Below are 26,506 nucleotides of genomic sequence, written 5' to 3' on the forward strand. Positions count from 1 at the left end.
AAATTACCTCCACCTATTATTTATATATATTAGATGATACTAAAGTACCAATATCTTCACCATTTACTGCTCTTATAATATTTTCCGGCTCATCTAAACCAAATACAAGTATTGGAATATTGTTATCCATACACAACGAAGTTGCTGTAGAATCCATAACCTGTAATCCCTTTTCTAGAACCTCAATATAAGATAAATTTTCAAACTTAATAGCATCCTCATATTTGTGAGGATCTTTGTTATATACGCCATCAACCTTTTTAGCTAATAGAATAACTTCTGCCTCTATCTCTGCTGCTCTTAAAGCAGCCGTAGTATCTGTGGAGAAATATGGATTTCCTGTTCCTGCTGCAAATATTACAACTCTACCTTTTTCAAGATGTCTCATTGCTCTTCTTCTGATATAAGGTTCTGCTATTTCTTTCATCTCAATAGCTGTTTGAACTCTTGTATTAACCCCTATACCCTCTAAAGAATCTTGTAATGCTAAAGCATTGATACACGTAGCAAGCATACCCATATAGTCTGCAGTGGTTCTATCCATACCTTCACCACTTCTGCCTCTCCATATGTTTCCACCACCAACAACTGCACCTACTTCAACACCCATATCTACTAATTTTTTAATTTGTAACGCAATAGTGTTAGCTGTATCAAAGTCTATGCCATATCCTTTTTCTGCAGCTAATGCCTCTCCTGAAAGTTTAAGCATGACCCTCTTATATTTCGCAGTTCCCATATATATATTATACCTCCAACTCAATATATTTACACCTAGAGTAATTCAAAATAAAACTAAATCATAATGTTCTATTAGTTCAAATTACTTAAAATCATTTTATAAAATACCTTCACTAATAATTATACCTACATATAGATTTTAAAAAAAGAGAACCTAGGTTCTCTTTTATTTTCTTGTATTATTTTCCTTGAACTTGTCTTTGAACTTCTTCAGCAAAGTTTTCTTCAGCTTTTTCGATTCCTTCGCCTCTTTCAAATCTAGCAAATCTCACAACTTCTATAGTTGCTCCAATTTTCTTTCCTTCTTCTTGAACATATTTGCTTATAGTGTAATCTCCATTTTTAACCCATACTTGATCTATTAAGCAAACCTCTTTGTAGTATTTGTTTATTCTTCCCATTACCATTTTATCAACGATATTTTCTGGTTTTCCTTCGTTAAGAGCTTGAACTCTATATATTTCTTTTTCTTTTTCTAAAGATTCATTATCTACTTGATCTTTATTTAAGAATAATGGGTTAGCTGCTGCTACTTGCATTGCTAAATCTTTAGCAACTACTTGTAATACTGCTTCTTCTTTTTCACATGCTAATTGAACTAAAACAGCTATTTTACCATTACCATGGATGTAACTTTGAACTACTCCATTGTTAACTACAAACTTTTCAAATCTTCTTACAGACATGTTTTCGCCTAGTTTTGCAATTAAAGCTGTAACTGCATCTTGTAATGTTATGCTTTCATCTGCGATATATTTTTCTGCTAATAATACTTCTACTGTTGTTGCACTTGTAGCTGCTGCCATTTTCGCTACATTAGTTGCTAAAGCTTTAAAGTCCTCATTAGCTGCAACAAAGTCTGTTTCACAGTTAACTTCTACTACTGCTCCTATTTTCATATCTTCAGATATGTATGTTGTAACCATACCTTCTGCTGCTATTCTTCCTGCTTTTTTAGTTGCTGCTGCTAATCCTTTTTCTCTTAAAACTTCGATTGCTTTATCCATATCTCCGTTTGTTTCACTAAGAGCTTTCTTACAGTCCATCATTCCTGATCCTGTTCTCTCTCTTAATTCTTTTACCATTGCTGCTGTTATCATATTTATTCCTCCTTAAATTTCCTAATAAAAAGGTAAATGAAAGATTTCTCTCTCATCTACCTTTGAAATTTCATATGTTTTACAACCATAGATGAGGCTGTTTAAAATTAAGTTTAAAAGATTTTATATATTATTCAGCTACTTCTTCGCCTTGTCTAGCTTCGATTATAGCATCTGCTAATCTTTCTGTTATTAATTTAACTGCTCTTATAGCATCATCGTTTCCTGGAATTACATAATCAACATCATCAGGATCACAGTTTGTATCTACTATAGCTATTACTGGAATTCCTAATGTTTTAGCTTCAAGTATAGCATTTTTCTCTTTTCTTGGATCAACTATGAATAATGCACCTATGTTGCCAGCTTCCATGTTTCTGATTCCGCCAAGATTTTTTTCTAGTTTTTCTCTTTCATTTCTAAGGTTTATAACTTCTTTCTTAGGAAGAACTTCAAATGTTCCATCTTCTTCCATTTTATCTAATGCTTCTAATCTACCAATTCTTGTTTTGATAGTTCTGAAGTTAGTTAACATTCCACCTAACCATCTGTTGTTTACGAAGTGCATGCTTGATCTGATGGCTTCCTCTTGGATAGCTTCTTGAGCTTGCTTCTTAGTTCCAACAAATAATACATCTTTTCCTTCTTCTGATACTGATTTTATGAAATCGTAAGCTTCATCGATTTTCTTAACTGTTTTTTGTAAGTCGATGATGTATATACCATTTCTTTCAGTGAAGATGTAAGGAGCCATTTTAGGGTTCCATCTTCTTGTTTGATGTCCAAAGTGAACACCTGCTTCTAATAATTGTTTCATTGAAATAACTGCCATTTTAATATACCTCCTGGTTTTTTCCTCCACTACCATCATTTTTATTAAAGACCCCTGAAGGCACCTTTCAATAAATAAAGTAGTGTGTGTATTTTCTTACTTTGTGTATTGTATCACATTTAAAATAACTATTCAATAAGTTTTATAAATATATTAAATAGTTATTTAAAGTTACATAAAAATAGAAATCCCAAATTTAGGATTTCTATTTTTTATTATTTATTTAACTTTGTTTAATTCATCCATCAATCTATCATTAAGGATTTTTATGTGTGTACCCTTCATTCCTAACGATCTTGATTCTATAACTCCAGCACTTTCAAACTTTCTTAATGCATTTACTATAACTGATCTAGTTATTCCAACTTTGTCTGCTATTTTAGATGCAACTAGCAATCCTTCACTTCCATCAAGTTCATTAAATATATGCTCAACAGCCTCTAGCTCTGAATATGATAAAGTCCCTATAGCTAATTGTACAATAGCTTTTTTTCTAGCTTCTTCTTCAATCTGAACTGTTTTAGCTCTTAACACTTCCATACCTACGATTGTACTGCTGTACTCTGCAATAACTAAATCATCTTCAGTAAATTCTCTTCCAAACCTAGATAGTAATAAAGTTCCCAATCTTTCCCTATTACCATTAATTGGAACAATAGTCGATAGCATATCTTCATAATTGCATTTAATCTCGTTTGAAAAAACACAAATACTCTTATTTGGTATGTTTGACTTAGTTTCATCAATGTTTAATAATTTGTTGTTATACTCCTCAGGGAACCTTTTATCCTGAACTACTTGTTTCTTAACATTCTCACATTCAAATCCATGAGATAAATCATATCCTAGGACCTTTCCTTTTCTACTAATTATATATACATTGCAATCTAATACTTCGCTTAAAATTCCGCATATATCATCAAAAACCACCGGTTCTGAACCTGATTTCTGTAGTATCTTATTTAATTTTCTTGTTTTATCTAATAATAACACTGCTATTCCTCCTTGTATATTTGCTTTCAACTGTAATGTGAGTAAATTATCTCACCCTTTATTAAACAATTCGAAATATTTAGTATTTTTCTAACTCTTAGAATTGTTTCGTTATTAGCATAACATATCGATTATATTATATCAAGTTTTTTTGGTATTTTTCGACACGTTTGTTTTAAAACTTTAATTATATTTGATTTATTATCAATCTTCTATTATTTATTTACTATTTTACTTACTGTTTACTATTCCCTTGTATTTACATTCAGCATTGATGCATTCTAGGTAATCACCTTTTGCCTTGCTATATCTTTTAGCCATTAAACTTCCACAGTCAGGACATTTTTCTTCTGTAGGCTCATGCCAACTTACAAAGTCACACTGTGGATAATTTCCACATCCATAAAATAGCTTACCTTTTTTACTTCTTTTTTCAAGAATCTTTCCTCCACACTTTGGACATGGAACTTCTAGTTCTCTTGCCATAGTCTTGGTATTTTTGCACTCCGGGTATCCAGGACATGCAAGGAAATCACCAAATCTGCCTTGTTTTATAACCATTAACTTTCCACACTTATCACAAGGAATATCTGAAACCTTATCTTCTATAGTTATTTTTGCAATTTCTTTTTCAGCTATATCTATTTCTTCTTTCAGTGGAGTAAAAAATTCTTCTACAACTTCCTTCCACTGTGCTGTGCCTTCTTCTATTCTATCTAACTTATTTTCCATTTCAGCTGTGAACTCAACATCTACAATCTGTTTAAAGTATTCACTGACTAGGTTATTTACAATAAACCCAAGTTCTGTTGGAAGTAATACTTTTTTTTCTCTTTCTACGTATAGTCTTCCTAATAGAGTAGATATGGTAGGTGCGTAGGTACTAGGTCTCCCAATTCCATTTTCTTCAAGCATTTTTACTAATGATGCTTCTGAGAATCGAGCTGGTGGTTGAGTAAAATGTTGTTTTCCATCTATACCACGACTTTTAATATTTTCTCCCATTTCCAAAACAGGTAGTTTTGAATTTTCATCATCTTCTTCATTCTCTGTTGTATATATTTTTGTAAATCCATCAAACTTAACTTTATACCCTGACGCTCTAAATATATATTCTCCATTTTCTATGTTTATAGATGTAGTGTCAATTATAGCCGATTCCATCTGACTTGCAACAAATCTATTCCAAATAAGATTATATAATTTAAATTGGTCATTACTTAAAGATTCTTTTGCAACTTGAGGAGTAATCTCTACATTTGTAGGTCTTACAGCTTCATGGGCATCTTGAGACCCCTTCTTACCTTTATAAACCTTTTTAGTTTTTGGGGCATATTCATCACCATATGTATTCTTTATAAAATCAATGGCTGCAGTCTGGGCTTCATCTGCTATTCTGACAGAATCAGTTCTCATGTAGGTTATGAGACCTACTGTTCCATATCCCTTAACATCTATACCCTCATATAACTGTTGTGCTGTAGACATGGTTTTCTTTGTTGAAAAATTTATTTTTCTATAAGCATCTTGTTGAAGCGTGCTTGTGGTAAATGGTGGTAACGGATTCTTTGATTTAGAAGTTTCCTTTACATCCTTTACTACGAAATCGTTCTCTTTTATAGCATTTATTATATTGTTAGCTTCCTCTTCATTATTTATAACTAACTTTTTGCCATTTTTGCTTTGTAACTTAATTGTAAAAGTTTTTGCTTGTGATTGTTTAGATACTTTAGCCTCTACAGTCCAATACTCTTCTGGTACAAATTTTTGAACTTCTTTTTCTCTATCACATATTATTCTTAAAGCTACTGATTGAACTCTTCCTGCACTTAGTCCCCACTTTATTTTTCTCCATAATATAGGGCTTATTTCATATCCTACCAATCTATCTAAAACCCGTCTTGCTTGTTGTGCATCAAATACATTCTCATTTATCTTTCTCGGTGATTTTATTGCATTTTTTACCGCAGTTTTAGTAACCTCATTAAACTCAATTCTACATTCTTCACTTGTATCTATTTTCAATATCTTCGCAAGATGCCATGATATTGCCTCTCCCTCTCTATCAGGGTCAGTTGCCAAATAGATTTTCTCACTTTTTTTTGCTTGTTTCTTAATTTTATCTAATAATTCGCCTTTTCCTCTGATAGTTATGTACTTAGGCTCATAATTATTTTCTATATCTACTCCTAATTGGCTTTTTGGCAAATCTCTTATGTGTCCCATTGATGCTTCCACCACATAATTTTTCCCTAAATATTTTTTAATAGTCTTAGCCTTCGCTGGTGATTCAACTATAACTAATCGTTGCCCCATTTTAACCCCTCCACTATAGCTTATAATTCAATTTTTTATATATTTTATAAGCATTTTCTATAATTCCTTGTATAACACTAACTAAACCTAGACAACTCTCTTAGTATTCTAGCTCTTGATAAAATACTTTTTCCTAAAAACATTATATTTAAAATTGTCATTAACTGTTTGCTAAATTATTAGTTTTTATCTAGTATTTCTCATTTTATTAATTCTAACATAAAAGTTTCCACTTAAACATAAAATCTCCTCTTTTGCTTGCAATTCAAATAATAACTTATATAATTGATTTATGTCAATATCAGTTGTTTTAATTATGCTATCAATATGTATTGGATTATCATCTATGATACCATATATTTTTTCTTCTAATTCACTTTTGGTGGACATTTCTATATTATTATCCATACTAATTCTAGAAATATTCAATAAATTTAAAACATCTTCTATTTCAGTAAAAACATACGCTCCATCTTTTATAAGTTTATTGGTACCCTTGCTTTCACTTGAAAATATACTACCTGGAACTACAATTATATCTTTACCTTGCTCTAATGCAGTTCCTGCTGTTATTAAAGTTCCACTTTTTTCTCCACCCTCTGTAATTATTAATAGATCACTTATGCCACTTATTATTCTATTTCTCATTGGAAAATTTCTACTAAAAGGCTGTGTTCCTAAAGGGAATTCGCTTAATATACATCCACCATTTTGCAATATATCCTCATATATTTTTTTATTTTCTCTTGGATAAACAATATCCACTCCACTTCCCAGTACTGCTACTGTATTAATATTATTTTTCATAGCAGCCTTATGAGCTATAGAATCTATCCCCTTAGCCATACCGCTTATAATGTTTATTTTATAAGTAGACAACTCATTTATAATATTATTTGTAACATCCATACCATATCTAGTACATCTTCTTGAACCTATTATTGAAACATTTTTATTATTATTTATCTTGTAAATATCGCCTTTATAAAACATACCAAAAGGAGAGTCCTTATAAACTTTTAAATCATTTGGATATTCTTTATCATATATAGTTATTATGTCTATATTACTTTTATCCATGTAATCTAAAATATCACTTTTTTCAAGATTTTCATATGCTTTTATTAATTTATTAATAATCTTTTCTTTTAATATTGTAGTATTTCTTGAAAATACGTTATCTTTTACAGTTTCTAAAGTTTCAAACCTGTTAAAAATCTCTTTTTTAGCTTCATTAGATATTTCAGCTGTAGTTAACCAAACTTTTAATAACTTATCCATATATTCTCTCCCTTACTAATCTATTAAATTATATCTTGTTTTACATACTTCCTATATTGAAGTGCTTCAATAATATGATTTTCTTCTATATTTGCCTTTAATTCTAAGTCAGCAATAGTTCTAGCTACCTTTAAAATCCTATTATAGACCCTTGTACTAAGTCCATATTTATTATAAGCATACTCTAGAATTTGACTTGAACTTTCCTTCAGCTTACAATATTTCCTTATATGCTTAGCGGTCATATCACTATTGCACTTTATACCCTCATTTTTAAATCTATCAGCTTGCATTTCTCTAGCCCTTAATATTCGTTTACGTATAATCTCCGAGGTTTCCTCCACCTTATTACTATTTATCTCCACATAAGATACTGGATTCACTGAAGTAAATATATCAATTCGATCTAATAGCGGTCCTGATAATCTTGATAGATATCTATCGATCTCATACTGTGTACATCTACAATTATCCGTAGAACCTCCAAATCTTCCACAAGGACATGGATTAAGAGCAGCTATCAACATAAAGTTTGCAGGATACATTACAGTTCCACTAACTCTAGATAATCTTATTTTTCCATCCTCTAATGGTTGTCTTAATACTTGAAGTGCTTTTTTATTAAATTCTAAAATTTCATCTAAAAACAAAACTCCATTATGGGCTAAGGATACCTCTCCTGCAGATGGATTTCTTCCCCCACCTACCAATGCAGTATTAGTAATTGTGTGATGCGGATTTCTAAAAGGTCTACGTTCAATTAATCCTTGGTTTTTAAGTTCTCCACTTACACTATATATTTTTGTTACTTCTAAGGACTCTTCATAACTAAGAGGTGGCATTACAGAAACAATACGTTCTGCAAGCATAGTTTTACCAGATCCTGGTGTACCATACATTAAAGCATTATGACCACCAGCCACAGCTACTTCTAAAGCCCGCTTAGCCGACTGTTGCCCTATAACGTCACAGAAGTCTAGTGTAGTATCTACGGTCCCTTCCACCTGGGTAATTGAGCTATAAGGTTTCATATCCTTATAAGTAAAAAAATGAATCACGTCACTCAAATTACTTATTGGATAAATATTTGCTCCATCAATACATGAACATTCATCCCTATTACCTATAGGAACTACAAAGTTCTTTATTCCTTCTTTCAAGCCTTCCATAACTATTGGTAATGCTCCATTGATTTTATTTATGTCCCCATTTAAAGAAAGTTCACCTATAAATATAAAACCCTCTACATCTGATACTAAGATTTGTTTTGTAGCAGTCAATATTCCCACGGCAATTGGCAAATCATAATGTGAACCCTCTTTTTTTATATGAGCTGGAGCTAAATTTACCGTTATCCTACTTATAGGAAACTCTAGCTTTGAATTTGTTATAGCCGCACGAACTCTATCCTTTGATTCCTTTACTGCCATATCTCCCAAACCTACAATATTGAAATTGGGAAGACCATAAGAAATATCAACTTCTACATTTATTAGTACTCCTTCAACACCTGAAAAAGCTGCACTTTTTATTTGAATTGACATAATTTCACCCTCTAAATATATTTTCCTAACTTTATAGATTAATTATTGACCATTCGCCCTAGTATAATCAATTTAGTAATAAATTCTTAGATTTTAATTATTATTCAAACTAATTAAATTTTGTTCATAATTTACCTATTATAATTAATAATACAGAGGAAGATAATAAAATGAAGGTTTTAAATAAAGATATTGGGTCACTTGGTCAAGATATATCAGAAAGTTATTTGAAAATTTAAGATATAGGATTTTAGGCAAAAAAAAAACAAATGCACCTTTTATATCTTCAAGGTTTATTTGTTTTTTATTAATTGTTATTAATAAGAAACCAATTCTTTTTTCACTAAAACATACGGCTCAAGCCATCTTTTATCTCAAACAAGTTAGTATTTAAACGCTTTCTTAAACTTTAACTAACTCTATTAATTAAATCAACCTAACTAAAAAATTGTGTCACTTCCAACATAGCATGCTATTCCGTTATCTAAATATAAATCTTGAAGCCTGTTCATTTTTTCCTCATCTGTTGCTTCTTCTTTACTATAAAGATAATCTTTCCCAAGTTGGTTCCATTTTGAATCTCCCATTCTATGAAATGGTAAAAGATTAATTTCGAAAATCCCTAATTTTTTCATAAAATTGACTGTCTCTATAGCATTTTCCTCAGTATCATTAAAATCACGAATTACAGGCATTCTAAGCACTAGTCTACCTTCCCAACCTGAATTAATAAGAATTTCTATATTTTTAAGAATTAAATCATTGTAAACACTTGTCTTTTCCTTATGCTTATCCCTATTCATATGCTTTACATCTATAAAGGCAAAATCAATATATTTCATAGTTTCCAAAAATATATTAGTATCTATGAACGCTGATGTTTCAATAGCAGTGTGAATATATGACTCTTTGCATTTTTTTAAAGTTGCTAGTAAAAATTCATTTTGATAAAAAGGATCTCCTCCACTAAAAGTCACTCCACCATTACTGCCCCAAAATTGCCTATCCCTATTTAAAACTTTTAATAAATCTGTTACAGTATAATACTTGCCACAAACTCTTAATGCTTCGTTATAGCATACCTTAGCACATTCAAAAGTAGTACAATTTCTACATAATTCCCAGTTCAATACTAACTTCTGTTCCTCATTAAAACTAATAGCTTTGTTATTACAAGCTTCTTCGCATCTAATGCAACCCTGATCATGTTTGCATTTTGCTTCTGCATACATAATTTTTTGCTTACTAATCCAACTTTCAGGATTAGCACACCACTCACACTTTAAAGTACACCCACTCATAAAACAAGTTGTTCTGCACCCAGGACCATCATTTACTGAATAGCTTTGTATATCGAAAATAATTCCTTTATTCTCCTCCATAATAGTTCCCCCCAATTTAAATATGTAATTTTCTAATAAAGTATTAATTAAGATAACTTAATCCAATCATATGAAAAGCGGAAGATTAAAATCTTAAATAGATATCCCCCGCTTGACCATATTTAAATTTTATATTTATATATTTTCCACTTTATTTGATGATACCATCTTATTATTTTTAATTGAAAGTGGCAATTTAATAGCAATTAATGCTGAAAATATGAATGCACAAGCCGCAAATATTATGGAATTTAAATAACTTCCGGACTTATCATATAAATATGCTCCCATAAAGCTTCCAACTGCCGGTCCTATTCCCATTACAATTAAAGTTGCAGTTCCCCATATTTTACCTAAAGTTTTATTTCCATAAATAGAAGCAGCATAACCTGCTACTCCACCTGGCTCAATTGCCCAATATGCTGCAAACAAAATACATGCTATTATTCCAAATACAATAGATATTTTGCTCATAAGCAGAAGTCCGCAAGCCACTAGTCCAATAACTGGAGCAATTATAAGCATTGTTTTTCTACCTTTAGATTCATGATTATATTTTGCAACCATTTTATCTGCCACTCTACCCATTAATGGCATTGTAACGATACCTGCAATACCTATAATAACATAAAGATTAGTTGCTGCACTTAATGACATTTTTACATCATTAGTCCAGAATTTAACTACCTGAGTCCAAATTAAAAATTCACCAATCATACTACCAAGGAACGCCAATATAGCTCCCCAAATGGGGAATACACTAAAAGCCTCTTTAAGTGTCCAAACTTTTTCTTCAACTTTAGGGCTATTTGACTTATTTAAATCCATTCCAAAAGGCTCAAGATTATAATCTTGTGGATTTTTCTTTGCTACAATAGCAGCAATTACTAGTACTATGAAAACCACTACTCCAAGGCCTCTCATGGCTACTCGCCAATCAGTAGATTTAAGAGCCTGTTTAATTCCAAGACTTAAAACGACTTGCGCAACTGGAGCACCCATAAATGCAATTCCCCACATAGAGGCATAAGATTTCCCTACATACCACTTACGAACAGAAACTGTAGAAGATACCCAAAGCATACCTGTACCAACACCTGCAAAAATCGCATAAGGAATTAAATAACTCAAATAACTTTGAGCATAACTTGTTACAATAAATCCTAATGCAGCACACACAGAACCTATTGCATATGCTGGTTTTGTACCCCATTTATCAATTATCATGCCACTAAAATAAGCTGTAATTGCGTATACAGACATCATTAAAGAATATCCAAGTGTTAACTGTGATGACTGCCATCCTAATCCTTTTGACATAGGTACTTGCAAAATAGAAAATGATGACCTAAAACCAAACAAACAAAATATAGCTAACCAAGATGCAAGTACCACCATATGTCCCAAATGATTGGCATTTTTATCTTTCATACTTTCCCCTCCTCTATATTTTAAAAGATAGGTATGTTAATTGACTATCATACCCATCTATAATTTAAATTCTATTTATTTAATTTGTAACCTTCGCAAGTTACTGCATTCAACTCCCCATAAGTCCAAGATTGTTTTTTTAATCCTACACATGTTCCCACATTATCTTTATCAGGGTTTTTAAAGTTTGCACAGTTGTTACATTTACTTACCTCATTGAAATTCTCACAAACTGGAGTATCTATAAATATCATTTCATTAGATAATCTACAAATACCTTTTGCTACATCAATTTGCGAAAAATTCACACAATCATTATGCTTCATATTTACATTTTCCATTTTAATTAAACCCCCTCGTATTCTGTTCTTGCAATAACCTCATCTTGAATTGGCTTACCTATTTCACACCAGTATTGTGTAAATCCAGCAACACGTACCATTAAATCTCTATAGCTTTCAGGTTTTCCCTGTGCCTCTTTTAACACCTTAGAATCTACAATGTTATACTGAATATGATATCCCCCTTCTCTCATATAAGAGCGAGTTAAATCAAGAAGCTTCTTTGATCCTTCAATACCTTTTATAGCACTTGGATGAATTTTCAAGTTCATCTGAGAATTTTGAGACATACTATGATCCCAAACCGTAGCTGATTTAAATAATGCATAAGGACCATTTTTATCTGTTCCAGGGTATGCAGACATAGAACCATCTGAATAGGTTGTACCAGATAAACGTCCATCTGGAGTGGCAAGTGTCGCAGCTCCTTGTGCACCATGAGTTGAAACAGAAATCTGACAAGCGTACATTTTTTTAGCATATAAGGACTCATAATTATGAGTCATATCACAGAACCATTCTTCATAATCCTTTAATATATTATCAACATAAGCATCATCATTTCCATATTTAGGAGCTAGTAAGCAATCTCCATACATATCATCGTATTTAGCATTTGCATCTCTTTTTTCTTGATCTGCAAGTGAATAACTACCAACCTCACTTGCTGCCTTAAATCCATAGTTATCAAGAATTGCTTCTGTCATTTCTTCAAGAGTATATTTTTGCTCTTCATATACAAGTTTTTTCAATGCAGCTAAACTGTTTACACAGTTAATAGTTCCACAACTTTCTATATTAAATGTTGCATTATATTGGTAACCTAAATTTCCAATATGCTGTCCCTTATCCAAGCAGTTAGGTTTTAACATAGAATTAAATACAGCCATGTTTTTCTTACGCCAAACATCATGTTGAATATTATTAGTTTTAGCAAGCACATCACAAGTTAATGCATAATAGTCTTTAAATTGTTGTAAAAGTTCTTCATAAGTTTCAAGTTTCTTATTATGTGGAGGATATACTTGTAAACCTATTCTATTATCTCTTCCATTTGTAAGCACTAGTTCTAAAACCTTTGGATTAGCGATAAAATGAACACCAACTGAAGTAGGTTGTCCCGCACCACCGGAAACACTATAAGTTTTACCGTTTAAAGTAAGGTCTTTCCAACTACAAGGTGATGTTTCAAGACATCCTCCTATTGCAACAGACCTTGCCTCATTAATAGTCATTCCTTCTTCTCCATACTGATTCATCATAAATTCTATTGCTCCACGATTATTCATCCAAGCAGGATATCCTGTACCTGTTTTATCACATTCAATACATTTTAATAAGAATTCTTCTGGTAACTTTTCATCATATAAACAGGATAATGTTGGCTGTGGAGTAGCACAAGTTATACCAGCTTGAACAATTAAATATTCCAATCTATTTACTGCTGAACTACCATCTTTCTTGAGCCCACCTATAGTTAAATTGTTAAAGGTATTACCTGAAAGAACCCCTCCTACAACTCCTGTAGAAGCAAAGCAGTCTATATTGGTAAATTTAATTCTGTGTAGTTCAAGAAGCTCTAGTACTTCACTTTCAGTTGTTCTTCCTGCCTCAATGTCTTGTTCGAACCATGGATATAATATTTGGCCAAGTCGTCCAAGTGACATTCCTGAAATAGCATCCTCATTAACTACTGCTATATGAATTATATAAGTTAATTGAATTGCTTCTCTGAAAGTACGTGGTTGTTTGTGTGCAATCCATTCCAAGCATTCTACTATTTCCATATATCCATTTTTTTGGTTTTCATCTTTACAAGTTTCAGCTAACCCTTTTGCGTGTTTTGCATAATTTAATATCCAATTTTGAATCCCTTCAATAATTAATATAACTGATTCATAAAAGTATAGACGATCCATACCTATTATTCCATCACCATCAGCATTTCCGGCTACAATTGCCTTTAGCTCCTTAGCCATGTCAATTAAATTATCAAACCCATGCTCAAGAGGGTAATAATAATTTATAACTTCTCTACCTTGTGGTAATGTAAATCCTGAATCAAACATGCAGATTAATGACTTCATAATATTTTCTTTTATATGGTACCCTGGTACCATTTGTTCATATTTATGACCCAAATCATCAACAGAACGTCCAACCCATTCTTTAGCAAGTGTAATTAATGCAGGTATTTCTTCCTGCCTCATTCCAAACTTACCAGCTATTGATACTACCTTACCAAAACTAGCAGTAACATTTCCACCACCAGTTCCAAATTTACTCAATTCTCCTGCACTACCACTTCCACTTTCTAATGCTGCCTTATAAAGCTCGTCTTCTTTTGCAACAAAGAAACCTTCTGAAAGCCAAGGCATAGGAAAAGAACCTCTATAATTATTAGTCTTTTGCATAACTAACTTTTCACCGGGTATAATATTAGGTGTTAAATGTGAAAATGCACATTTAAGGGATTCTGCTCTTCTAACAACATCAACTTCTCCCTCTAGTTCATTCCATCTTCTATTATACCAATAAGGAAATTCTGTATTAGCAGATGATAATGTGTCATAATAAATATCTCTCAATCTCTTAGCCCTAGGACTTGGTTCCGCCTTTATTTCTCTCGCCATCAGACCTTCTGGTGCTCTTCCACCAAATTGGTTATTTATAGGTAATCCTTTTTCAGCCAATATATCAGCTAATTTTGTTTTTATTGCCATTTATATTCCCTCCTTAATTTTATATTTGTAATAATACATGCATAAGATTACGTTTGAATACTTTAGTAAACTATTACCTTCTTTCTATGTAATTATCATTTTATTTTATATTATATTCCATAGAATTCACATTAGTCTTAGGTTGTAATAAATACTTATTTAAAAAATTAAATACGACTTTGGTAGTATTTGAATTTAATTCATATCTATTTTTTTACAACAAATGAACCGTTCAATTGAACGGTTCATTTGTTGTATTTATTATAATGTATACTTTTTATAAATTTTTCATCTTTTAATACCTGTTTTATTGCATCTAAAACCTCTATACTCCAATATCCCTTTTGGCATTCCTCACTTAATTTAGTAATACTAGTATCTTCGTCATCAGTCTGTTCTAATATTTCTACAAATCGGTTTATTGTTATTAAAATTTTCATTTCTAATGACATTTCATTCTCCATTAGACCATCAGGAAACCCTTGTCCATTTATTTTTTCATGGTGATTTCTAACAAAAACTTTTAACCATTTACACATCTTAAATGAAGAAATAATATCTTCACCAATTTCCACATGATCATCACCATTTGAAATAACTTTCCCAATGTCATGTATATATGCTCCCACTAATAAACGTTCCATTGCTTCATCTGTTATAGTTAGTATTTTGCCCACTTTTTCTGAATATTTTTTCACACTACAAACATGTAAATATAAATTATTATTCTTTAATTTTAAAATTTTTAATAAACTTTTAGTTACTTCATCTACATGCTCCATTTTATCAAAAGCTTTTTTAGAGTTGATTGCCCAAGCAACTCTATTTTTTAATTCTTCAAAGATAATAGGCTTAGATAAAAATACATCTGCACCTACATTAAGGCCACGAATCCTATCTTCAACTTCATTTAGTACTGTTAACATTATAATGAAAATATTTTGTGTATTAGAATTACTTTTTAATTTTCCACAAACTTCGAAACCATTCATTCCTGGCAACATAACATCTAAAAGAATTACAGCCGGATTAAGGTTAATGGCAATATTAATTGCTTCTTTACCTTCAACAGCTACATAAACATCATATCCCCATGCAGACAATAAATCTTTAATAATTTCACAATTTTGTTTATTGTCATCCACAATCAATATTTTTTCCACTGTTTACCTCCTAAAAGTAATTTACTCTTACATTAATATATAATACTAGTACAGTTATTCGTATTTTATTTTATTCTATATTAATAGGCAATGTAACTATTACTTCAGTCCCTTTACCTAAAATACTATGTAAAAATATTTTTCCTCCGTGCATTTCAACTATTTTTTTTGTTAGTGGCAGACCTAATCCTGTTCCCTCATATTCCCTTTCATAAGAACTGTCTACTTGTTCAAATTCATTAAATATTCTTTCCTGGTCTTCCGCTTTAATTCCTATCCCATTATCTTTAACAGTCAACTGCATATATTCTCCATTTTTATATACATCCACTGTTACTTTTCCATTTTCAGAAGTAAATTTAATAGCATTAGCTAATAAGTTATATAATATTTGTTTTAATTTGTTAGCATCAACTTTAATTGTAAAATCATTAGGAACTATGTTAATAGTTATATCAATATTTTTTCTATACGCCAAGCTTTTTACAACATGAAATCCTTCCATTATCACCTCTGAAATTGAATAAAGGCCAAGTACAAGATTCATTTTACCAGCTTCAATTTTAGATATATCCAAAACATCATTTATCAATTTTAATAGATGATTACTACTATTTAAAATATTACTTGTATATTTGTATTGCTTATCATTTAAAGTTCCAAATAATTCATCTTTTAATATTTCGGAACAGGTAATTATAGAACTCAAAGGTGTTCTCAATTCATGGCTCATATTAGCTAAAAATAAAGACTTAATCTCACCTGCTCTTTTTAACCCAATTATTGCTTCACGTAAATCTTGAGTTCGCAATTTTACTTTTTCCTCTAAGTTTTCATTTAATACAGCTAATTCTTCAGATAACTTCTGCTGTTCAAAATGTTCATATTTCAGTTTTTCTAAGTAATTTGATTTTTCTTCTTCACCCTTTTTCAAGTCATAGGCCATTTCTTGAAATGCTTTAAGCAAAATAGTTGTTTCACTATTTTTTCCTTCTAAAAATCTCTTATCTATTAATACTTCATTGTTTCTTTGAGATATTTGATTAGCTAATTCTGTAGCTTTAATAATAGGCTCCGTAATTCGTTTTGCAATTACTATACCAATAAATGTCATAATTGCTAATCCCAAAATAGAAACACAAATAATAATATTTCTTTGAATGTTCATAATAATAGAGAATTTATATTCGGGAATGCCCACTCCTAAAACTCCAACTTTATCTCCATCGCAGTTTAAAATTGAATCATCTAAAAAAATATGAATTTCTCCATCAAAATTTTGCTTACCGAAATAAGCATTCCTTGTGCCCTCCAACGTACTCAAAGGTATTGGAATTGAACTTCCGATATAATTTCCATTTTTAGGGCTACGAATATTAGAAGATATACGAATTCCATCAATAGAAATTGCTAGATATGAATTTTGAACACTTTTAGAATAAACTTGCGGAAAATAACTATCATTATTTACTATTGTCCCCAATACTAAAAAGCCTATTATTTTATTGCTTTCTTTATTATAAATAGGTGAAATATTAACAGCAGTTAAACATTTTGTTAAATATTTACCTGTATTTTTGTCTTTATTATTATTAATTAACACCTTAAATTTATTATATTCTTCAGAATCTGGAAGAAATAAATCGTCCAGGCTAAATTGTTCCTCAGATGTAATTGTGTTGCCCATCTTCTCTGCTTCATCAATCAATGTTCTTAAACGAGAATTTTCAGGGTTTTTTACATTGGGTTGACTAATTAGTAATTTCTTCTCTCCATCAAACACCATATAGAAATCTATGTAATCATATACCTCATTAATATCACTAACAGTTTTATTCAAAATTTTAGTGTTTTCTCCTTCAATTGCTTCTTGAAATTCCAAAGATTTAGCTGTGTTTATACCTAATTTTTCCATTTCATTTAATCTGTTAATCATTTGATTTCGAGCAATTATAAGAGCATTTTGTAAATACCCTTGGGCTGCTTTTTCTATTTGATAATTTAAAACACTATTAGACAAAATAAATATAAAAATCATAGGACCAATTACAACTATAAAAACAAACATTATCATCTTTTTTCTAATTGGCATAAATTCCCTCCAGATTAACTCATAATACTCCCCTTACAAAAAATAACTACTTGTAATCTATTTTTCAGTTTTAATTTTCTAAGAATATTTGTGATATGCGTTTTTACAGTTTTTTCACTAATATTTAGCTTAGCTGAGATTTCTTTATTTATTAGTCCAGCATTTATTAGTTTAACAACCTCTATCTCCCTAGAACTTAATTTATTTTTTAAAAGAAATAATTCCTGTCTAAGATTCTCTCTATTATTTTCTTTTTCTAAGCTTACCTCTTCATTAATATTTAAAAGATTAAATGTATTTTCTAACATTTTTACAATGTCATTTATTTCCATTTCACTAAATATTCTAATATCTTCAACGCCTTTATAATCACACAAATTCTTGTTTTCTCCTAAGCGTATACCTCCACCTAAACAAATAGCAACAATATCATTATGACAAAATATAGGACAAGCAAAATAAGTAACTCCCATATAGCAAGTATACTTAATTGTCTCTTTTTCTTTTAAAACATAGTCAATTATATTTTTTTTTCTTTCCTACATCTTTCACTATTGTTTTTTACAATATAGTTACAAAATAATGAGGAATTAGACCGAACTGTCAAAGACTTACCATCGATTGATATAATATCCAAACTAATATTGAATATTTCAGCAAAGGAATCTTGAAAAGATTGAATTTTTCTTTTTCCCATTGTGGTTAACCATTTCTTGCATCTTGAAAATTCCATTTTGTCCATTTTTTAAAATTCACCCCAAATCATTAAACACTTCTTCTACACTATCAACATACAATTTTAATGCTTGTATATTATCTGAAAATGAATTTAATGCATCATAGTACATTGTCCCCCTTTTATATTGAAAAATCCACCTGTTTCCTTTTACGTAATTGCAAAACTTCTACAAAATACCTTACAAAAGCCAACTAACCATATATAGGCATTATACAATTAATGGTATAGTATTGCAAATTAAATTGGTTTTATCTATTGCTTAAGTCATGTATTCCTTTTATTGATTATTAACTCTAGTATGATTACCTTTATAATGAATTCTTAAATTCTAGTTATTGTTTAAGCTAATTGAATTTGGTTCATGATTTAGCTATTATAATTAATAATATGAAAGGAGATAATAAAATGAAGGTTTTAAATAAATCAATAGGAGATTACGGTGAAAACCTAGCTAAAGTTTATATAGAAAACCTTGGATATATTTTGCTAGAACAAAATTTTCTATGTAAATTAGGTGAAATAGATATTATTGCAAAGGATAAAAATTACATATGTTTTATAGAAGTTAAGACTAGATATACTAATAAATATGGTTCTCCCCTAGAAAGCATTACCACATTAAAAAGGAGAAAAATCTATAAGGCCGCTGAGTATTATATTTCTTTAAAACATATACATAAATCATATTTTAGATTTGATGTTATTGAAATAATTATCAATACTGTAGATTCTTCACCTCATATAAATTTAATTAAAAATGCCTTTTAGAATAAAAAATGCCCTTAAATTTCACAAGCTAAGAATAGTTTCAATACTACAATCTTAACTTTTATTTAAGGGCATTTACTCTATATCTGAATTTTAATTAAATTTAACAAACTCTGTAATAAATTTTATCTTTGATGTATGTTTTTCAAAAAACTTTTTCTATGGATTTCACAGCTACCATGTTGTAATATAGCATCCATATGTTCCTTAGTTCCATACCCTACATTCTTATCAAAGTTATAGTTACTATAGTTCTTACTGTACTCTTCCATCAAACTATCCCTATATACCTTTGCTATTATTGAAGCACAAGCAATAGATGCACTTTTAGTATCACCCTTTATTACAGCTTCATTTTTAAGATTAAACTCTTTAATAGTATATCCATCAGATAATACTATGTCTGGAACTACACTTAGTCCATTTATAGCTTCCTTAAATATCTCATTATTGCAGAAGGCTATTCCTTTATTATCTATATCTATATTACTTTTAAGTGCTATAGAATAACTTACTGCTTCACTCTTTATTATTTCACTTAACTCTTCTCTTAATTCTTTACTTAATTTTTTGGAGTCATTTATCCGTAAAATTAAGTCCTTCGAATTACTATCAAGTACCACTGCCGCTGCTACTATTGGTCCTGCTAGTGGACCCCTACCAACTTCATCAACACCTGCTACAATTTTATAACCATAGCTTCTATCAAAATCATAAAATTTTTGTACTCTCACAACTTCATTTTTATAATGATCAACATACTTTCGTACTGTTTCTCCTAAAGCTTTAACATTTTTTCTATGATCAGAGTTTAAAGTTTGATACATAAGTTCATATTCTTCTTCATGATTAGCCACATCATTTAGTGTCATAAATCCCCTTACAGAAGATTTTATGTCATTAAATCTCATAGTCTTAATTTCATCCAAAACCACTTTACTCTTCATTCTCCTTCTTCGTATTAGGTGCCTCTAATGATATAGGCCCTAATTTTCCCCCTCTAAATTCATCTAATAGCATTACTGCTATTCTATTATAGTCTATGTTACCACCAGAGATTATAGCACCCCTCTTTTTTGCGATGTTATCCATATTTACAAGAGGATTTTCATCTAACTCCTTAAGTTTATATCTTTCCTTTAGCCTATTACCATTGCTAATTTGAAGACGCTCTATAAGCTTCAATGCAAGCTCTTCGATATCCATAATTTCATCTTTTATAGCTCCTGTAAATGCTAAATTAAGTCCAACTTCCTCGTCTTCAAATTTAGGCCATAAAACTCCTGGAGTATCCATTAATTCTATTCCTATCTTTGTCTTAATCCATTGTTTACTCTTCGTAACTCCAGGTCTATCTCCAGTTTTAGCTATATTGTTCTTAGCCATTTTATTTATAAATGTAGATTTTCCTACGTTAGGTATTCCAACTACCATTACTCTCGTAATGATATTTACAAGTCCCTTACTCTTTAATCTGTCATGTTTTTCCTTTAAAAGCTCATCTAATGTTGGTTTTATTTTATTAAGACCTACACCTGTAAGACAGTTAACTGATAGAACTCTAGTATTTTCATTAGATAGTTCTTTTACCCATCTCTTTGTTACATTACTATCACTAAGATCACTTTTGTTAAACAGGATTATTCTTGGCTTTTCACTGCAGATATCAACAATGTCTGGATTGGAGCTTGAATATGCTATTCTTGCATCTCTAATTTCAACTACTGCATCTACCATTTTTAAATTTTCTTTTATTTCTCTACGGGTTTTCGCCATGTGTCCTGGAAACCAGTTTATACTCATTTATTATCACTCCTAAGATTATCTATTACTTAATATCTTCTTTATAACAAAAAAAGGGACTTAATCAGCCCCATTTTCTTACATTCTCTCTTTAACTTTAGCAGCTTTACCTACTCTATCTCTTAAGTAGTATAGCTTAGCTCTTCTTACTTTACCTTTTCTTACGATCTCAACTTTTTCTATAACTGGCGCATTAATTGGGAAAGTTTTCTCAACTCCAACACCTGACGCAAATCTTCTTACTGTAAAAGTCTCTCTAGATCCGCCATTTTGTTTCTTAAGTACAGTTCCTTCAAAGATCTGAACTCTTTCTTTAGCGCCCTCTTTGATCTTAATATGAACTTTAACTGTATCCCCTACGTTGAAAGCAGGTAAATCAGTTCTTAACTGTTCAGCTTCTATTTCTCTTATTATATCTAACATGTGCATAACCTCCTAAATTTTATTCCGACGTTCTTACTCACATTTTGTGACAGAGGACCGCCTGTAGTAGCACAATTTTCATTCTATCATATAATATTGCACTATGCAATGTTATTTATTTTTTTTATAATAATTCTCTAGTAATTTTTTATCTTCCTTTGTAAGTTCTATTCTTTTGTATAGATCACTTCTTCTCTCTTTTGTAATAACCAGAGAATTAAGCCTTCTCCATTTTCTTATATTATCATGATGTCCAGATACCAATACTTGTGGAACATCATCTCCATTAAAGGAAAATGGCCTTGTATAATGAGGATATTCTAATAATCCATCATAAAAAGACTCTTCTTCAAAACTTTCATTACAAGACAAAACTCCAGGTATCATTCTTGCAATACTATCTATTACTGGTATACATGCCATTTCTCCACCTGTTAATACAAAGTCCCCTAAAGATATTTCCATATCAATATATTTGTATACACGCTCATCTATACCTTCATAATGCCCACATATAAACACTAATTCTTTTTCCTTAGAAAGCTCCTTACAAGTTTCTTGATTAAGGGTTTTTCCTCTAGGTCCTAGAAAAATTACTTTTCCCCCATTAGTTTTCTTTATATGCTTTATAGTATTTACTATAGGTTCTGGTGTCATAACCATGCCAGCACCCCCACCATAAGGATAATCATCAACTTTTTTATGTTTATTATTAGAGAAATCTCTTATGTTTGTGGATTTTATTGATAGTATTCCCTTCTCCATAGCATTTCCTATGATACTATGATTGAATATATCAAACATTTCTGGGAATAAGGTTAAAATATCTATATTCATTATTCAGACCATACCTTCACTGGTTTAATTACAATCTTATTATTTGCAATATCAACTTCTTCTACTATATTTTTCATTGCAGGTATTAATACGTCTTTTTTACCCTCTGATTTAACCCAGTACACATCATTACTACCTGTTTCTATTACTTCATACACCTTACCTAACTCTTCGCCTTCAGTATCATATACATAGCAATCCATAAGATCTGCAATGTAATAACTATCTTTAGGTAGTTTTATAGCATTTTCTCTTTTCACTTCCAAATATTTATTTCTATACTTATCTGCTTCTTCTATAGAATCTATTCCTTCTATTTTTAGTATAGCTCTATCAGTTTGAAGCTTAACAGATGTTATTTTTATTTCTACTCCGTCTATGTACACCTTATCTAATGTTTTAAACCTCTGTAAACTATCTGTTAAAGAAACCACTTTAACTTCCCCTCTAACTCCGTGAGGCTTTGTTATTTGACCAACGCTCATTAATTCCTTCATACTGTTTCTCCTTACATCTTATTACTTTTTTATTATTAACCACAAACTTATTTTTATAACAAATAAATCACTTACAAAAAAACTTGTGAAATACTCTCTGCTTTTCTTTTAAAATATTTAGTTATCCCTAAAACTCTTATATGATATTATAAGATAATAGATTCTGTTTACAGTAATCACTATAGCATTCCACTAAATTATATATATTTATATGAAAATAAGAGTTAGGATTACCTAACTCTTATATTATCTCTACAACAACTCTTTTATTTTCTTTAATCGCTGCTGCTTTAACAACAGTTCTAATAGACTTAGCTATTCTTCCCTGTTTTCCAATTACTTTACCCATATCTTCTTGAGCAACCTTTAATTCTAAAATTACAGAATGCTCTCCAGCAATTTCATTTACTACTACAGCATCTGGGCTGTCAACTAATGATTTTGCAATGATTGTAAGTAATTCTTTCATGGATTGCGCCTCCAATCAATTAAACTTTTCTATTTTATTCCTGCATTGTTGAAAAGTCTTTTAACTGTATCTGTAGGTTGAGCTCCATTTTGTATCCATTTAACTGCTTTCTCTTCATCGATCTTTACAGTTATTGGCTCTGTAGTTGGGTTGTAGTATCCAATTTCTTCAACAAATCTTCCATCTCTTGGAGATCTTGAATCAGCAACAACTATTCTGTAGAAAGGAGCTTTTTTAGCACCCATTCTTCTTAATCTTATTTTAACTGCCATGTTATTTTCACCTCCTTCAAAGGATTAATATATCAAAGTTTAGAATGGTAATTTACCTAGCAAACCTTTTTTACCAAATTTGCCAGCCTTACCACTCATGCCTTTCATTTGCTTCATCATTTTTTTCATTGCTTCATAGTCTTTTAAAACCTTGTTTACAGCTTGAATTGTAGATCCTGAGCCATCCGCTATTCTCTTTTTCCTTGATGGAGAAGATGAAACTATGCTTGGATTTCTTCTTTCCTTAGCTGTCATGGAATGAATTATTGCTTCCATTTTACCCATGGTTTTTTCACCCTGTGAAAAATCTACACCCTTTAATTCCTTAGAATTAAATCCAGGTATCATCTCCATAAGCTTACCCATAGGTCCTAAATTTTTCATTTGATTCGTCATTTCTAAAAAGTCCTCAAGATTAAACTCTTGATTCATCATTCTATTTCCAAGCTCTGTAGCTTTCTTTTCATCGATGGCTGATTGCGCTTTTTCTATTAGTGAAAGTACATCTCCCATACCAAGTATTCTTGATGCCATTCTTTCAGGATGAAAAACTTCTAAATCAGTCATTTTTTCACCAATACCAGCATACTTAATAGGTTTTTCTGTTATAGCTTTAATTGATAAAGCCGCTCCACCTCTAGTATCTCCATCTAGCTTAGTAATGATAACCCCTGTTATATCTAATGTTTTATTAAAGGATTCTGCTACATTAACTGCATCTTGACCTGTCATTGCATCTACAACTAATAATATCTCTGAAGGATTTATTGAAGCTTTAATATCTTCAAGCTCGCCCATAAGAGTTTCATCTATATGTAATCTACCTGCGGTATCTACAATAACTACATTTGAACCAATACTCTTTGCATGTTCAATTGAAGCTTTTGCAATATCTACAGGACTATTTTTATCTCCCATTGCAAATACTGGAACATCTATTGATTTTCCAACTACCTCTAATTGTTTTATAGCAGCTGGTCTATATACATCACATGCTACTAAAAGTGGCTTTTTATTGTTTTTTCTAAGATTTAATGCAAGTTTTCCTGCCATAGTAGTTTTACCTGCCCCTTGCAGTCCTACTAACATTATCATTGTTATACCGTTGTTTACAAATTCTAATTTTTTCTCTGTAGTTCCCATTAGTGAAGTTAATTCATCATTAACTATTTTAACAACTTGTTGTCCTGGAGTTAAACTTTCCATAACTTCATCTCCAAGGCATTTTTCACTAACAGATTTCACAAAATCCTTAACAACTTTATAATTTACGTCAGCTTCTAAAAGAGCAAGTTTTACCTCTCTCATAGCATCCTTGATATCTTTCTCTGAAAGCTTACCTTTACCTTTTAGCTTTTTTATGGTTTCTTGTAATTTCGAAGATAGTCCTTCAAAAGCCATGTGAAAACCTCCTATACATTCTCTATTATATCTTCAATTATATATTTTATTGTTTCTTTCTCATCGGTTTCAGAAACAATATCTTGTAACTTTTGTAACTTGCTAATAATTTTTGTTTTAGAGTTTTCTATAGTTAAGGTTTTTTCCATTAAGTGAAGTTTTCTTTCATACTCTTCTAAAAGATGATTGCACCTTTTAATTAAGTCATGAATTGCTTGCCTACTAGTGTTATTAATCTCAGATATTTCTGATAGAGATAAGTCTTTATTATAATATAAATCCATAATATCTCTTTGTTTATCTGTAAGCAATAAATTGTAATAATCTAATAAAATCGATATTTCAACTCTCTTTTCCATATAATCACCTAACTCACAAAAACTATATTAACAAATTAATCATTACCTGTCAAGTATTTTTACTTAACAGGTTAATTATACTTTTTAGAACAATGCTTCAACAAATTCCTTTGAATTAAATTCTTGGAGATCATCTATTCCTTCGCCTACACCAATATATCTAACTGGTATATTTAAGCTATGTTTAATAGAGATTACTATTCCACCTTTAGCTGTACCATCTAACTTTGTTAAGATTATTCCATCTATAGGACATACCTCCATGAACTGCTTTGCTTGAATAACTGCATTTTGTCCAGTAGTAGCATCTAGAACTAGTAAAATTTCTTTTTTAGCCTCGCTATACTCTCTATCAATAATTCTATTTATTTTTGCTAGCTCATCCATAAGGTTCTTTTTATTGTGAAGTCTTCCTGCAGTATCACATATTAATACATCCGTTTTTCTTGCCTTAGCTGCTTGAACTGCATCGAAAACAACTGCAGCTGGATCTGATCCCTCTTTATGTTTTATTAGATCTACATTTGCTCTTTTACTCCATACTTCTAATTGGTCTATTGCTGCTGCTCTAAACGTATCCGCAGCTGCAAGTAAAACCTTATGATTACTTCCTTTAATTCTTGCAGCCATCTTTCCAATAGAAGTAGTTTTACCTACTCCATTAACACCAATTACAAGTCTTACCTCTGGCATAGTGTCTGGAACTATTGAAGTTTCATAATCTCCAAGCATCTCCATTATGATAGACTTCATAGCTGGAAGTATTTCCTCTGGATTATTAATTCTTTCTGATATAACTTTTTTCTTTAATCTTTCAATAATTTCAACTGAAGTTTCTACTCCGATATCGCTGGTTATTAATATTTCTTCTAATTCTTCATATAGATCATCATCTATGGTAACTGCAAGTTTTAATACCTGAGTTACTGCATCATTTATAGTATTTCTGGTCTTAGAAAGTCCTTGCTTTAACTTATCAAAAAATCCTCCAAACATATA

26 protein-coding genes are annotated in these 26,506 nt (G+C 30.8%); 1 reads left to right on the forward strand and 25 read right to left on the reverse strand.

All coding sequences use genetic code 11. The annotated features are described in order from the left end of the window. Positions 1–16: 16 nt before the first annotated feature. The 15 genes from pyrH to RSD37_RS05365 all read right to left on the reverse strand — a co-directional run bounded on the left by pyrH (position 17) and on the right by RSD37_RS05365 (position 18,681). Positions 17–739, reverse strand: coding sequence for a UMP kinase (gene pyrH, locus RSD37_RS05295; RefSeq protein ID WP_346945663.1), 723 nt, complete (start codon positions 737–739; stop codon positions 17–19). Between the two features lie 181 nt (positions 740–920). After that, positions 921–1,841, reverse strand: a complete 921-nt coding sequence (tsf, locus tag RSD37_RS05300; RefSeq protein WP_346945664.1) for a translation elongation factor Ts — start codon at positions 1,839–1,841, stop codon at positions 921–923. Positions 1,842–1,971: 130 nt separating this feature from the next. Further along, positions 1,972–2,673 (reverse strand): 30S ribosomal protein S2, encoded by a 702-nt coding sequence (rpsB, locus tag RSD37_RS05305; RefSeq protein WP_346945665.1) that lies wholly within the window; start codon positions 2,671–2,673, stop codon positions 1,972–1,974. A gap of 219 nt (positions 2,674–2,892) precedes the next feature. Next, positions 2,893–3,666 carry a GTP-sensing pleiotropic transcriptional regulator CodY gene (gene codY / locus RSD37_RS05310; protein ID WP_346945666.1) on the reverse strand — a complete coding sequence of 258 codons (774 nt, stop codon included), beginning with the start codon at positions 3,664–3,666 and terminating at the stop codon, positions 2,893–2,895. 231 nt (positions 3,667–3,897) lie between these two features. Further along, positions 3,898–5,982 carry a type I DNA topoisomerase gene (topA, locus tag RSD37_RS05315; RefSeq protein WP_346945667.1) on the reverse strand — a complete coding sequence of 695 codons (2,085 nt, stop codon included), beginning with the start codon at positions 5,980–5,982 and terminating at the stop codon, positions 3,898–3,900. 186 nt (positions 5,983–6,168) lie between these two features. Beyond that, positions 6,169–7,263, reverse strand: a complete 1,095-nt coding sequence (dprA, locus tag RSD37_RS05320) for a DNA-processing protein DprA (protein WP_346945668.1) — start codon at positions 7,261–7,263, stop codon at positions 6,169–6,171. 23 nt (positions 7,264–7,286) lie between these two features. After that, on the reverse strand, positions 7,287–8,807 hold the full coding sequence (locus RSD37_RS05325; protein WP_346945669.1) for a YifB family Mg chelatase-like AAA ATPase: 1,521 nt from the start codon (positions 8,805–8,807) through the stop codon (positions 7,287–7,289). A 440-nt stretch (positions 8,808–9,247) separates the two neighbouring features. Next, positions 9,248–10,189 carry a 4-hydroxyphenylacetate decarboxylase activase gene (gene hpdA, locus RSD37_RS05330; protein WP_346945670.1) on the reverse strand — a complete coding sequence of 314 codons (942 nt, stop codon included), beginning with the start codon at positions 10,187–10,189 and terminating at the stop codon, positions 9,248–9,250. Positions 10,190–10,324: 135 nt separating this feature from the next. Beyond that, positions 10,325–11,620, reverse strand: a complete 1,296-nt coding sequence (locus RSD37_RS05335; RefSeq protein ID WP_346945671.1) for an MFS transporter — start codon at positions 11,618–11,620, stop codon at positions 10,325–10,327. Between the two features lie 71 nt (positions 11,621–11,691). After that, the gene (hpdC, locus tag RSD37_RS05340; protein WP_346945672.1) at positions 11,692–11,961 is read right to left on the reverse strand and encodes a 4-hydroxyphenylacetate decarboxylase small subunit; all 270 of its coding nucleotides are present in this window, start codon (positions 11,959–11,961) and stop codon (positions 11,692–11,694) included. Positions 11,962–11,966: 5 nt separating this feature from the next. Then, a complete protein-coding gene (hpdB, locus tag RSD37_RS05345) occupies positions 11,967–14,684 on the reverse strand; it encodes a 4-hydroxyphenylacetate decarboxylase large subunit (RefSeq protein ID WP_346945673.1) in 2,718 nt (905 codons plus the stop codon). Between the two features lie 245 nt (positions 14,685–14,929). Then, on the reverse strand, positions 14,930–15,847 hold the full coding sequence (locus tag RSD37_RS05350; RefSeq protein WP_346945674.1) for a response regulator: 918 nt from the start codon (positions 15,845–15,847) through the stop codon (positions 14,930–14,932). Positions 15,848–15,917: 70 nt separating this feature from the next. Next, on the reverse strand, positions 15,918–17,939 hold the full coding sequence (locus tag RSD37_RS05355) for an ATP-binding protein (protein WP_346945675.1): 2,022 nt from the start codon (positions 17,937–17,939) through the stop codon (positions 15,918–15,920). A 14-nt stretch (positions 17,940–17,953) separates the two neighbouring features. After that, on the reverse strand, positions 17,954–18,412 hold the full coding sequence (locus tag RSD37_RS05360) for a LuxR C-terminal-related transcriptional regulator (protein ID WP_346945676.1): 459 nt from the start codon (positions 18,410–18,412) through the stop codon (positions 17,954–17,956). Positions 18,413–18,459: 47 nt separating this feature from the next. Continuing rightward, positions 18,460–18,681 carry a PocR ligand-binding domain-containing protein gene (locus RSD37_RS05365; protein WP_346945677.1) on the reverse strand — a complete coding sequence of 74 codons (222 nt, stop codon included), beginning with the start codon at positions 18,679–18,681 and terminating at the stop codon, positions 18,460–18,462. 402 nt (positions 18,682–19,083) lie between these two features. Between RSD37_RS05365 and RSD37_RS05370 the strand changes: the two genes are divergently transcribed. Next, positions 19,084–19,446 carry a YraN family protein gene (locus tag RSD37_RS05370; protein ID WP_346945678.1) on the forward strand — a complete coding sequence of 121 codons (363 nt, stop codon included), beginning with the start codon at positions 19,084–19,086 and terminating at the stop codon, positions 19,444–19,446. Positions 19,447–19,571: 125 nt separating this feature from the next. Here RSD37_RS05370 and RSD37_RS05375 read toward each other — a convergent pair whose 3' ends face one another. From RSD37_RS05375 to ftsY, 10 genes are all read right to left on the reverse strand, one after another. After that, positions 19,572–20,393, reverse strand: coding sequence for a ribonuclease HII (locus tag RSD37_RS05375; RefSeq protein WP_346945679.1), 822 nt, complete (start codon positions 20,391–20,393; stop codon positions 19,572–19,574). Then, positions 20,383–21,249 (reverse strand): ribosome biogenesis GTPase YlqF, encoded by an 867-nt coding sequence (ylqF, locus tag RSD37_RS05380; protein ID WP_346945680.1) that lies wholly within the window; start codon positions 21,247–21,249, stop codon positions 20,383–20,385. Before ylqF ends, RSD37_RS05375 begins: the two co-directional genes overlap by 11 nt. Before the next feature lie 78 nt (positions 21,250–21,327). Next, positions 21,328–21,672 carry a 50S ribosomal protein L19 gene (gene rplS, locus RSD37_RS05385; RefSeq protein WP_346945681.1) on the reverse strand — a complete coding sequence of 115 codons (345 nt, stop codon included), beginning with the start codon at positions 21,670–21,672 and terminating at the stop codon, positions 21,328–21,330. Positions 21,673–21,783: 111 nt separating this feature from the next. Beyond that, on the reverse strand, positions 21,784–22,509 hold the full coding sequence (gene trmD / locus RSD37_RS05390) for a tRNA (guanosine(37)-N1)-methyltransferase TrmD (RefSeq protein WP_346945682.1): 726 nt from the start codon (positions 22,507–22,509) through the stop codon (positions 21,784–21,786). Continuing rightward, complete coding sequence (rimM, locus tag RSD37_RS05395; protein WP_346945683.1) at positions 22,509–23,006, reverse strand: ribosome maturation factor RimM; 498 nt, start codon at positions 23,004–23,006, stop codon at positions 22,509–22,511. Before rimM ends, trmD begins: the two co-directional genes overlap by 1 nt. Positions 23,007–23,247: 241 nt before the next feature. Continuing rightward, on the reverse strand, positions 23,248–23,475 hold the full coding sequence (locus RSD37_RS05400) for a KH domain-containing protein (protein WP_346945684.1): 228 nt from the start codon (positions 23,473–23,475) through the stop codon (positions 23,248–23,250). A 29-nt stretch (positions 23,476–23,504) separates the two neighbouring features. Continuing rightward, entirely contained in the window at positions 23,505–23,747 is a 243-nt protein-coding gene (rpsP, locus tag RSD37_RS05405) for a 30S ribosomal protein S16 (protein WP_346945685.1), read from the reverse strand. A 39-nt stretch (positions 23,748–23,786) separates the two neighbouring features. Continuing rightward, entirely contained in the window at positions 23,787–25,148 is a 1,362-nt protein-coding gene (gene ffh / locus RSD37_RS05410; RefSeq protein WP_346945686.1) for a signal recognition particle protein, read from the reverse strand. 11 nt (positions 25,149–25,159) lie between these two features. Further along, a complete protein-coding gene (locus RSD37_RS05415) occupies positions 25,160–25,507 on the reverse strand; it encodes a putative DNA-binding protein (protein WP_346945687.1) in 348 nt (115 codons plus the stop codon). An 84-nt stretch (positions 25,508–25,591) separates the two neighbouring features. Further along, complete coding sequence (ftsY, locus tag RSD37_RS05420) at positions 25,592–26,503, reverse strand: signal recognition particle-docking protein FtsY (protein WP_346945688.1); 912 nt, start codon at positions 26,501–26,503, stop codon at positions 25,592–25,594. Positions 26,504–26,506 lie beyond the last annotated feature (3 nt).

Origin of the sequence: Clostridium sp., assembly GCF_036646415.1 — a bacterium.
Classification (GTDB): Bacteria; Bacillota; Clostridia; order Clostridiales; family Clostridiaceae; genus Clostridium_J.

Excerpts from the sequence above, each read along its gene's own strand:
- RSD37_RS05375 (WP_346945679.1), bottom strand. The coding sequence starts at position 20,393 with ATGAAGAGTAAAGTGGTTTTGGATGAAATTAAGACTATGAGATTTAAT.
- pyrH (WP_346945663.1), bottom strand. The coding sequence starts at position 739 with ATGGGAACTGCGAAATATAAGAGGGTCATGCTTAAACTTTCAGGAGAG.
- rpsB (WP_346945665.1), bottom strand. The coding sequence starts at position 2,673 with ATGGCAGTTATTTCAATGAAACAATTATTAGAAGCAGGTGTTCACTTT.
- RSD37_RS05365 (WP_346945677.1), bottom strand. The coding sequence starts at position 18,681 with ATGGACAAAATGGAATTTTCAAGATGCAAGAAATGGTTAACCACAATG.
- hpdC (WP_346945672.1), bottom strand. The coding sequence starts at position 11,961 with ATGGAAAATGTAAATATGAAGCATAATGATTGTGTGAATTTTTCGCAA.
- RSD37_RS05415 (WP_346945687.1), bottom strand. The coding sequence starts at position 25,507 with ATGGAAAAGAGAGTTGAAATATCGATTTTATTAGATTATTACAATTTA.
- trmD (WP_346945682.1), bottom strand. The coding sequence starts at position 22,509 with ATGAATATAGATATTTTAACCTTATTCCCAGAAATGTTTGATATATTC.
- rplS (WP_346945681.1), bottom strand. The coding sequence starts at position 21,672 with ATGTTAGATATAATAAGAGAAATAGAAGCTGAACAGTTAAGAACTGAT.
- RSD37_RS05335 (WP_346945671.1), bottom strand. The coding sequence starts at position 11,620 with ATGAAAGATAAAAATGCCAATCATTTGGGACATATGGTGGTACTTGCA.
- RSD37_RS05355 (WP_346945675.1), bottom strand. The coding sequence starts at position 17,939 with ATGCCAATTAGAAAAAAGATGATAATGTTTGTTTTTATAGTTGTAATT.
- topA (WP_346945667.1), bottom strand. The coding sequence starts at position 5,982 with ATGGGGCAACGATTAGTTATAGTTGAATCACCAGCGAAGGCTAAGACT.
- RSD37_RS05370 (WP_346945678.1), top strand. The coding sequence starts at position 19,084 with ATGAAGGTTTTAAATAAATCAATAGGAGATTACGGTGAAAACCTAGCT.
- hpdA (WP_346945670.1), bottom strand. The coding sequence starts at position 10,189 with ATGGAGGAGAATAAAGGAATTATTTTCGATATACAAAGCTATTCAGTA.
- RSD37_RS05325 (WP_346945669.1), bottom strand. The coding sequence starts at position 8,807 with ATGTCAATTCAAATAAAAAGTGCAGCTTTTTCAGGTGTTGAAGGAGTA.
- tsf (WP_346945664.1), bottom strand. The coding sequence starts at position 1,841 with ATGATAACAGCAGCAATGGTAAAAGAATTAAGAGAGAGAACAGGATCA.
- ftsY (WP_346945688.1), bottom strand. The coding sequence starts at position 26,503 with ATGTTTGGAGGATTTTTTGATAAGTTAAAGCAAGGACTTTCTAAGACC.
- hpdB (WP_346945673.1), bottom strand. The coding sequence starts at position 14,684 with ATGGCAATAAAAACAAAATTAGCTGATATATTGGCTGAAAAAGGATTA.
- rimM (WP_346945683.1), bottom strand. The coding sequence starts at position 23,006 with ATGAAGGAATTAATGAGCGTTGGTCAAATAACAAAGCCTCACGGAGTT.
- dprA (WP_346945668.1), bottom strand. The coding sequence starts at position 7,263 with ATGGATAAGTTATTAAAAGTTTGGTTAACTACAGCTGAAATATCTAAT.
- ylqF (WP_346945680.1), bottom strand. The coding sequence starts at position 21,249 with ATGAGTATAAACTGGTTTCCAGGACACATGGCGAAAACCCGTAGAGAA.
- rpsP (WP_346945685.1), bottom strand. The coding sequence starts at position 23,747 with ATGGCAGTTAAAATAAGATTAAGAAGAATGGGTGCTAAAAAAGCTCCT.
- ffh (WP_346945686.1), bottom strand. The coding sequence starts at position 25,148 with ATGGCTTTTGAAGGACTATCTTCGAAATTACAAGAAACCATAAAAAAG.
- RSD37_RS05400 (WP_346945684.1), bottom strand. The coding sequence starts at position 23,475 with ATGAAAGAATTACTTACAATCATTGCAAAATCATTAGTTGACAGCCCA.
- RSD37_RS05360 (WP_346945676.1), bottom strand. The coding sequence starts at position 18,412 with ATGGGAGTTACTTATTTTGCTTGTCCTATATTTTGTCATAATGATATT.